This window comes from Oxalobacter paraformigenes, from assembly GCF_000158475.2.
In the GTDB taxonomy this organism is placed as follows: domain Bacteria; phylum Pseudomonadota; class Gammaproteobacteria; order Burkholderiales; family Burkholderiaceae_D; genus Oxalobacter; species Oxalobacter paraformigenes.
Genome location: NZ_KI392031.1, coordinates 686,745 through 687,982 on the forward strand (window position 1 = coordinate 686,745; position 1,238 = coordinate 687,982).

Here is a 1,238-nt window from a genome sequence, read left to right on the forward strand (position 1 = left end):
ATCGCCATGATCTCGCCGTTTTCGGCCGCTTTTTTGTACCAGAAGAGGGCACGCTCGCAATCCCTTGCGATGCCGTGCCCTGTTTCATAGGCGTCCCCTAGCAGATACCGGGCTTTGGCATGGCCCTTTTCCGCCGCCATCAGGTAGTACTGGATGGCGTGGTTCAGGTTTTTTTGCACACCGGTGCCCAGATAGTAGGCGTGACCGAGGTTGGTCATCGCGTCGGTATCGCCATGTCCGGCCGCCCGGCGGTACCAGTACAGGGCTTTTTGCCGGTCTCGCCGCCAGACACTGATGCCTTCATCATACAGGTAACCGAGATTCAGTTCGGCAGAGGAATTTCCCTGTTCTGCGGCTTTCAGATACCATGCTATTGCCTTGTCGTAATCCCGTTTTACTCCCCGTCCTGTTTCATAACACATCGCAAGGTTGTATTGCGCCCTGTCGTTCCCGTTCATGGCGGCCCGTGTGTACCATTCGACGGCTTTTTCGGGATCTTTTTCAATGCCAAGCCCATCCTCGTACATAATGCCGAGCGTGTTTTGCGCTTTGGGATTTTGGCGGTTATCCGGCTGCATGAAACAGGCGTATGCCTTTTCGTATTGTTTTGCCTTATAGTAACGGTTGCCTTCTTCATAGGGACAGGCCAGTGCAGAACTGGCGAGTCCCAGAAGAATTAAACGGCTTCCCGTTTGTATCAGCCATTTCATCATACCGTTTCTTTTGCCGGACACGCTTTATCTGTCAATACATTATTGTACAATCAACTGATAAGCTGACAAATCCCCTTCAATTTTCATTTTGCTTATCCGATTTTTTCCCTTTCTTGCGATTCGCCACATTTTCGACCTGCTCATCCTGAGCGGCATTAACCACACTTTGCAAAATCATGCGTTCCAGGCGGTGCGCCAGATCTTTCAGGGTTCTGACCACAGGCATGGCGCTTCCGGAAGGGACCAGTCTCTGTAACAGGCCCAGCGGAATGCCGAAGGTCAAGGCTTCCAGCGGTTCGCCTTTCCCGGTACGGTAAAGGGTCTCCCCATACAAGTCGGCGGCCACATCCAGAATCGCCATGCCGGTTACGGCGCAAAGCGAGGGAACCAGACTGAACGCGATGGCAGCAGGCACGAAGACGAGCTTTCTGCCGGCCTGTTCGGCGATCCAGTTTCCGCCTTTTTCCGCCATACTTTCCCAGCCTCGTTCAAAGACATTGCCCAGGGTCATGAAACGCTGCGCGT

General features: G+C 53.3%; 2 protein-coding genes. Both read right to left on the reverse strand.

Features of this window, described 5'->3' with window-relative positions; genetic code table 11:
- Window positions 1-713, reverse strand: a 713-nt coding sequence (locus OFAG_RS06820; RefSeq protein WP_020995013.1) for a tetratricopeptide repeat protein, incomplete at its 3' end; no start/stop codon positions are given.
- Between the two features lie 76 nt (window positions 714-789).
- The coding region (locus OFAG_RS06825; RefSeq protein ID WP_020995014.1) for a hypothetical protein at window positions 790-1,238 on the reverse strand (449 nt) is incomplete at its 5' end.